This is a genomic window from Lentzea tibetensis (genome assembly GCF_007845675.1).
GTDB lineage: Bacteria > Actinomycetota > Actinomycetes > Mycobacteriales > Pseudonocardiaceae > Lentzea > Lentzea tibetensis.
This window is the reverse complement of record NZ_VOBR01000027.1, coordinates 126728-134266: the sequence shown is the minus strand read 5'-3', so window position 1 is coordinate 134266 and position 7539 is coordinate 126728. Positions and strand designations below refer to the sequence as shown.

Here is a 7539-nt window from a genome sequence, read left to right as displayed (position 1 = left end):
GGGCCCCTCGCGGCGTGGTGGGGCCGGCTCCGCCGGCAGGAAGAGCACCTGCCGGCCCGATAGGGGTACCACGCCGCACCCCAAGTCAAGGCCCAATCGCCAGGTGCCCACCACCCCGCTCACTGCGGACACGCACACTCCTTGCCTGATCACACCGACCCGCCTGCCGCCGGGCCCGCCTTCCTTAGACGCACCAACCCGCCTGCCGTCGGGCCCGCCTTCCTTAGACACACCGACCCACTTGCCGTCGGACTCGCCTTCCGTAGATGCACCGACACACCCGCCGTGCCCGCCTTCCGCCCGGTACGACACACCTCGACCCTGCCCAGCACGAACCGGGGTGCGGAAGCCCGCAACATCTACGGCGCGGCGTAGCCCCCGCGAGCGAAGCGAAGCCAGCACACCAAGCAACCCACCACGAAACCGGCAGATACCAGGAGAGCACAGCGAAAACCGGCAGATACCAAAGGAAAAGAGCGCCCGCCGCACCAGCGACCCCCGCACTGCCCAACGGGCGCGGCCCCCGAGCACAAACCGGCAGCCGAATAATCAGGACAAACTTTCCCGGAGGGCAGGGGTGGGGAGGTCCTCGCTGATCAGGCGCAGCCTTGCCACATTTTGAAGTCCCCGTCAAGGCAGCTTTTCCGCCTTGACGGGGACTTCAAAATGTGGCGACCTCTGGTGATCAGCGAGGACCTCCCCACCCACCACCAAAACCCCAAGCTCAGCGAGCCACCGACAGGTTGTCGAACCGAGCGTTGATCGTCTGACTCACCGCGATCCCCACCTGCCCAGCCGCATAACTCGCGTCAACCACAGCCCCCACCTTCACCCCGTCAATCGACGCGGCCACAGACGTACCGGCGAACGTGAGCGCCAACTTGTGCCACTTGTTCACCCCCAACGCACCAACAGTCCCAGAAGCGAGCGTGGTCAACTTGGGCGAAGTATCGGACTTCAACAACGACCACGCCCCACCATCGGTGACCCGCAGGAAGTAGGCGTTGACCCGGTCAGGAGCCAACCCCTGCGACCCGACCCGCCCCTGCAACTCGACAAACCCCTTCTGCTCCAACAAGACGTCGACCCGCACCGTGTAGTCGGCCCACGACACGTCACCGATCAACGCGGAGGGATTCCGCTTCCCGTTGCGCCACACGATGGGCGCCTGAGACATGACCTGCCGCACACACCGCCCAGCCCCGCACGGCACGACCTCGAACGCGCCGTCCATGTCGGCCAGGTACCGGGCCTGCTTGCCGACCGGAGAGGCGTCGAAGTTGTCCTGGTACGGCAGAGCGAGTGGCTTACCTGGCTTCCCCGCGGCGGTGCCGTGGCCCTGGCCACCGGCGGTGGAGATCGAGTAGACGTAGCCCGGCCGGAGAACGAGCGAGTACTTCCCCGCCACCGGTGTGACATCGGGCTGCCGGACGAAGTGGTCGGCGGGGTTGTCCGACCGCAGGTTGGTGGCGTACACGCGCACAGCCCCCTGCTTCAACCCGGAGGCAACGGACACCGAAACCTTCTGATCAGCAACAGCGTCAATGGTTTCCAAGACAGTGGAGTAGTCGGACCCGGACCGCAGGGACACGTAGGAACCGTTGTCGCGGTTGCCACCGAGGTAGCCGGAAGCCGAGTCGAGGTACTTCCACCCCGGCGCGGTGAACTGCGTGGTGTGCGCGATCGCCCACACCTGCTTGCCGACCTGGTACGACCCGGCCCACGGCTGGTGGGCGCGCATCAACCCGGTGGTGTTCCACCGCAGGTTGGGTGAGATGGCGGCGATCAGGGGCCAGTTGAAGTACCCGGTCATCCGCGCGTCGATGTAGCCGCGGTTGAAGCTGCGCGTGGAGGCGAACGCGCCGGTGTTCAGGTCCTGCGAGCCGGTTTCGCTGGCCCACAAGGGTTTCCCGAGTGAACGTGCGTTGGCGCTGTTCAGACAGGACTTGCCCTTGTCGGTGCCCTGGTAGCCGCACGAGTAGTGGATGCCGACCACGTCGACGGCCGCGGCGAACGAGGGATCGGCCACCATGTCGTCGGCTGCGAGCCAGCCCTTGTTGCCGTCGTCGCCGACCAGGAGAGCCTGGTAGCCGTGGGAGCGCAGGGCCGCGTGGAAGGTCTTGTACCAGGCCTTGTCGTAGCCCTTCTCGTTCCACCCTCCCATGTAGTCGATGGTGAGGCCCCGCGAGCGGGCGCAGTCGAGCCACTTGATGTGGTAGTCGACGGTCTTCGAGCTCCAGAACGTCCCGAGCCAGCCGGGGGCGCCCCACGCCAGCGCGGCCAGCTTGATGCGCGGGTTGCGCGCCTTCGCCTGCTCCATCAGCCACCACTCGTAGCCGCGGTCGCAGTTGAGGTCGGTGGCGGTGTGCATGTGGCTGTGCTCGGCGCCGTCGGTGGAGTTGGTGTCGCCGCCGATCTCGACCTTCAACATCTGCAGTGCCGCGCCGTAGCCCGGTTTGAACAGGTAGTCGAGTATCTGGCCGCGCTGCGGCTCCGGGTAGTCGTACAGCAGGCGCGAGTTGCCGCCACCGCCGCTGATCGCGCCGACGCCGTCGAACGTCCTGCCGCCCGACGCCGGGTCGACGGTGATCGCGGTGTCCAGCGGCATCGGCTGGAGTGCCGGCACGGTCATCACCAGTGCCAACGAGGAGATCAGTGCCCAGATCATCGCGCCAGGCTGGACGGCGCGAATGGAAGGTGAATGGAATCCAGCCCAGCGAAACTAGCGCTGGCGCTTGAGCGGCACGATGAGCGGCGTGCCGGTCTCCGGGTCGTCGACGACGCGGCACGGCAGGCCGAACGCGTCCTCCACCAGCTCCGCCGTCATGATCCGCACCGGGTCACCCTCGGCGGCGATGCCCTCGCCCGGTTTCATGACGATCAGGTGCGTGGCGTAGCGGCAGGCCTGGTTGAGGTCGTGCAGCACGGCGACGAGCGTGTGCGCGCCGTCCTCGTGCAGGTCCGCGCACAGGTCCAGCACCTCGTGCTGGTGGGCGATGTCGAGGAACGTCGTCGGCTCGTCGAGCAGCAGGATCGACGTCTGCTGCGCGAGCACCATGGCGAGCCACACGCGCTGCCGCTGCCCGCCGGACAGCTCGTCGACGAGCCGGTCGGTGAGGTCGTCCACGCCGGTCTTGCGCATGGACTCGGCGACGACCGCCTCGTCCTCGGGCGACCACTGGCGGAACAGCTTCTGATGCGGGTACCGGCCGCGCGCGACCAGCTCCCCGACCGTGATGCCGTTCGGCGAGATGGACGTCTGCGGCAGCAGGCCGAGCCTGCGCGCGACCTCCTTCGACCGGTACGACGCGATGGCCGCGCCGTCGAGGTACACCGTGCCCTCGGTGGGCTTCAGCATGCGCGCCAACGCCTTCAGCAGCGTCGACTTGCCGCACGCGTTCGGCCCGACGATCACGGTGAACGAGCCGTCGGGGACGGAGACGTCCAAAGTGGACGCAACGGTGCGCTCGTCGTAGGCGAGCGTCAGGTTCTCCCCGCGCAGCCGCGTCATCGTGCGATGCCCTTTCGCCATTCGTGCGCCAGCAGCCACGCCAGGTACACGCCGCCGACCGCACCGGTCACGATGCCGACCGGGAGCTGGACCGAGAACACGCGCTGCAACAGCAGATCACTCGCCATCAACAGGACAGCGCCCATCAGCGCCGCCGCGAACACGCCAGGCCCGGCGGACCGGGTCAGCTTGCGCGCCAGCTGAGGCGCGGCGAGCGCGACGAACGAGATCGGGCCCGCCGCCGCCGTCGCGACGGACGCCAGCCCTACGCTCGTGCCCAGCAGGAAGAACCGGCTGCGCTCGACGTTCACGCCGAGCCCCTGCGCGGCCTGGTCGCCCATCTCCAGCAGGGCGAGACGTCTGCCGAGCGACACCGCCACCGGCAGCAGCACCGCGAGGCCGACGCCCGCGGTCGTGACGTGGCCCCACGTGCGGAGGTTGAGCCCGCCGACGAGCCACGCCTGCGCCTGCAGCGCCTCGTAGATCGACGCACGGGTGATCAGGAAGTGGTTGACCGCGACCAGGATGAACGACACGCCGATGCCGACCAGCACCAGCCGGAACCCCTGCACGCCGCGTTTCATCGCGAGCAGGTACACCACGACCGTCGTCACCACGCCGCCGACGAATGCGCCGGCCGCGATCATCATCATGCTGCCCTGCAGGAAGAACATGACGCAGATGGCGCCGGTCGCGGCACCGTTGGTCATGCCGATGAACTCGGGGCTGCCCAGCGGGTTGCGCGTCAGCGACTGCAGGATCGCGCCACTGGCGGCCAGCGCGGCGCCGACGAACAACGCGCACAGCACGCGCGGCAACCGCAGGCGCAGCACGATGAAGTCCGACGCGCGGTCGCCATGACCGACCAGCGAGGCGATCACCTCGGACGCGGTCAGCTCGATGTCACCGGTCATCAGGCTGGCGACCCCGACCGCGAGCACCGCGAGCAGGAGCACCGCCGACACGACGGCGACGCGCGGCACCACCCGCAGGGACACCGGTCCGGTGCGCAGCACGGCCGTCACAGCTGCGCCAGCTTCCTGCGCCGCACCAGCGCGATGAACACGGGCGCGCCCAGCACGGCCGTCACGATCCCGACCTCCACCTCACCGGGCCGCGCGATCACGCGGCCCAGGATGTCCGCACCCACCAGGAGGATCGGCGCGAGCACCATCGAGTACGGCAGCACCCAGCGGTGGTCCGAGCCGCCGAGTGCACGCGCGGCGTGCGGGACGGTCAGCCCGATGAACCCGATGGGCCCGGCCGCCGCGGTCGCCGCGCCGCACAGCAAGGTCACCGCGATGCCGCCGAGCAGCCGGATGCGGCCGACGTTCGCGCCGAGCGCGCTGCCGGTCTCCTCGCCGAGCGCGAGGATGTTCAGCGACCGAGTCAGCCCGAGCGTCAGCAGGATGCCCGCCAGCATCACCGGCGCGATGCGCAGGACGACGTCCATCTGGCGGCCGGCGATGGAGCCGACGTTCCAGAAGCGGAACGACATGAACGACATCGGGTAGAGCAGCAGCACGGCCGACACGAACGCGAGCAGCACGGCGCTGATCGCGGCACCCGCGAGCACCAGCCGGTCCGGCGAGGCGGCGCCGCTCCCGGCCGCGCCGAGCACGTACACCACGACCGACGCGGCGGCGGCGCCCAAGAGCCCGAGCCACAGGTAGCCGGTGATCGACCCGATGCCGAGGAACGCGATGCCGACGACCACGGCCGCGGACGCGCCGAACTGGACACCGAGCAGTCCGGGGTCGGCGAGGGGGTTGCGGGTCAGCGACTGCATCAGCGCGCCCGCCAGCCCGAGCGAGGCACCGACGAGGACGCCGATGATCGTGCGCGGCAGCCGGTGGTCGCGGATGATCAGCGACTCGACGGACCCGTCGTCGCTCAACAGCACGCTGAGCGTGTCCGTGAACGGGATGTCCCGCGAGCCGATCCACAGGCTCAGCAGGCACGTCAGCACGAGCACGGCGAGCGCGACGACCAGGCCGGCACCGCGCAGAGCGCGCGCTTCAGTCCTGACCGCCGTGCTCACCGAGTTCCCCCTGCCGATTAGGTGAGCCTAACCGTATCTCACCCGGCTTTGGTTCTGATCGGCATCTCCCGCGCCACCGCCCACGCGAGACCCAGCGCGACCACGACGGTGCCGAGCGTGAGCAACATGGCCTGCCCGTGCGTGAAACCCGGCAGCGAACCGAGGAACGGCAACGAGTTCGCGCCGGACACCAGCGATCCGGCCGGGACGATGAGCACGACGCCGATCGGGATCGTGACCAGCGCCGCCGAGGAGAACCGGATGAACGACGCCGCCATGAACGCGCCGACCGCGCTCCACACCGCGTACACCAGCGAGTACTCGAGAATCCCCCCGCCCGCGTCACCGGTGCTCCAGTCCATCCCGCGGTACACGAGCGACTCGACGAGGAACCCGAACCGCGTCACGGCCGCGAGCACGACCGAGATCAGCAGCGCGAAAGCCGCTGCCTGCCACAGGAACTCGCGCCGCGTGCGGCCGTGTGCGACCGCGATCGAGAGGAAGTTGCTGATCAGGTAGACACCGACCCAGAACAGCACCCACCGGGAGATCTGCGCGGCCGCGATGTTCCACCCGCTGATGCTCACGCCCTTCCAGACGGACACGACGAACGTCAGCGCCAGCACGACCACCAGCGCCCCGGCCCACACGAGCACGAGGAACGGCAGCAACGTCCTGGACAGCGAGGTCATGATCCTCATCGGGTCTCCCCCACGGGTTCGGTGAGGTGGACGAACAGGTCCTGCAAGGCGATCGGCCCCAGTTCCAGCCCCGCGCGCCGCGCCGCGGCGAGCTGCTCGTCGTCGAGCGAGCCGTAGACCATCGCGGACTTGGTGCGCCCCAACGTCTTCTCGGACAGCACGGTGAGCCCGGCGACGAACCCGTCGACGTCGTCCGCGACGCCGGTGACCTCGATCCCCCGCGACCGCAACGAGTCCGTCTCCTCGTGCAGGACGAGCTTGCCGCCGTCGATGATGACGACCTCCTCCAGCAACGCGGCCAGCTCCTCGATCAGGTGCGTCGAGAGGATGAACGTGCGCGGGTTGCGCATGAAGTCCTGGAGCAGCGCGTCGTAGAACTTGTAGCGGGTAGGTGTGTCCATGCCGAGGTGTGACTCGTCGAGCATCGTCAGCGGCGCACGGCTGGCGAGCCCGATCGTGACGCCGAACGCCGAGCGCTGGCCGAGCGACAGCGCACCGATCTTCTCGTCGCGCGACAGCTTGAACAGCTCCAGCAGCTCGTCGGCGTACCTGGCGTCCCACGAGTCGCGCCACCACGCCGCGTACGTCAGCGCCTCGCTGATCTTGTCGGACTTGTCGGCCGCGTCCGCGACGTGCCGGACGAGTGAGATCCCCGCCGTGGCCCGCCGGTTCTCGAACACCGGCTCGCCGCCGACGAGCACCGTGCCGCCGGACGGCTTGCGGTAGCCGGCGAGCACCGACATGAGGCTGGTCTTGCCCGACCCGTTTCTGCCCAACAGACCGTAGATCTTGTCGCTCTCCAAGGAGAAGCTCATGTCGTCCACGGCGGTGACATCGCCGTAGCGCACGGTCAGGCCGGTCACGTCGACGCGCATCAGATGTCCCCGTTCTCGAGCAGTTCGATCCTGCGGATCACGTCCGTCAACGGGATCCCGATGGCCTTGGCCTCGGCCACCATCGGGTCGACGACCTCGCCGAAGAACGTCTCCCTCCCCTGCACCCGCAACATCTCGCGAGCCTCCGTGCTCACGAACATCCCGATCCCCCGCTTCTTGTAGAGCACCTTCTCGTCCACGAGCTGCTGAAAGGCCTTCGCCGCCGTCGCCGGGTTGATCCGGTAGAAGGCCGCGTACTGGTTGGTCGACATGACCTGTTCGTCCGCCTCCAGCGCCCCGCTGAGCACGTCCGCCTTGATCCGCTCGGCGATCTGCCGGTAGATCGGGCTCCGGTCGTCGAACATCAGCTACATCCTTGGTTCGTTACTTGAGTAATGAACCCTAGCACTA

General features: G+C 68.5%; 7 protein-coding genes. All 7 read right to left on the bottom strand.

What is annotated here, in order from left to right:
- Positions 1–724 precede the first annotated feature (724 nt).
- The 7 genes from FKR81_RS33295 to FKR81_RS33265 are packed head-to-tail and all read right to left on the bottom strand — an operon-like array spanning position 725 to position 7493.
- Positions 725–2668 carry a galactosylceramidase gene (locus FKR81_RS33295; protein ID WP_146358188.1) on the bottom strand — a complete coding sequence of 648 codons (1944 nt, stop codon included), beginning with the start codon at positions 2666–2668 and terminating at the stop codon, positions 725–727.
- A 54-nt stretch (positions 2669–2722) separates the two neighbouring features.
- Positions 2723–3511: an ABC transporter ATP-binding protein gene (locus FKR81_RS33290; protein ID WP_186763316.1), complete on the bottom strand. Its 789-nt coding sequence runs from the start codon at positions 3509–3511 to the stop codon at positions 2723–2725.
- Entirely contained in the window at positions 3508–4536 is a 1029-nt protein-coding gene (locus FKR81_RS33285) for a FecCD family ABC transporter permease (protein ID WP_146358179.1), read from the bottom strand. The genes FKR81_RS33290 and FKR81_RS33285 overlap by 4 nt, the downstream gene beginning before the upstream one ends.
- The gene (locus FKR81_RS33280; protein ID WP_186763315.1) at positions 4533–5552 is read right to left on the bottom strand and encodes a FecCD family ABC transporter permease; all 1020 of its coding nucleotides are present in this window, start codon (positions 5550–5552) and stop codon (positions 4533–4535) included. The genes FKR81_RS33285 and FKR81_RS33280 overlap by 4 nt, the downstream gene beginning before the upstream one ends.
- A gap of 38 nt (positions 5553–5590) precedes the next feature.
- A complete protein-coding gene (locus FKR81_RS33275; protein ID WP_146358175.1) occupies positions 5591–6253 on the bottom strand; it encodes a hypothetical protein in 663 nt (220 codons plus the stop codon).
- Positions 6250–7128, bottom strand: coding sequence for an ATP-binding cassette domain-containing protein (locus FKR81_RS33270; RefSeq protein ID WP_146358173.1), 879 nt, complete (start codon positions 7126–7128; stop codon positions 6250–6252). The genes FKR81_RS33275 and FKR81_RS33270 overlap by 4 nt, the downstream gene beginning before the upstream one ends.
- The gene (locus tag FKR81_RS33265; RefSeq protein ID WP_146358171.1) at positions 7128–7493 is read right to left on the bottom strand and encodes a GntR family transcriptional regulator; all 366 of its coding nucleotides are present in this window, start codon (positions 7491–7493) and stop codon (positions 7128–7130) included. Before FKR81_RS33265 ends, FKR81_RS33270 begins: the two co-directional genes overlap by 1 nt.
- Positions 7494–7539: the final 46 nt, after the last annotated feature.

Bases quoted from the DNA above. Each gene is read 5' to 3' on its own strand.
- FKR81_RS33295 (WP_146358188.1), bottom strand. From the start codon at position 2,668: ATGATCTGGGCACTGATCTCCTCGTTGGCACTGGTGATGACCGTGCCG.
- FKR81_RS33290 (WP_186763316.1), bottom strand. From the start codon at position 3,511: ATGACGCGGCTGCGCGGGGAGAACCTGACGCTCGCCTACGACGAGCGC.
- FKR81_RS33275 (WP_146358175.1), bottom strand. From the start codon at position 6,253: ATGAGGATCATGACCTCGCTGTCCAGGACGTTGCTGCCGTTCCTCGTG.
- FKR81_RS33270 (WP_146358173.1), bottom strand. From the start codon at position 7,128: ATGCGCGTCGACGTGACCGGCCTGACCGTGCGCTACGGCGATGTCACC.
- FKR81_RS33265 (WP_146358171.1), bottom strand. From the start codon at position 7,493: ATGTTCGACGACCGGAGCCCGATCTACCGGCAGATCGCCGAGCGGATC.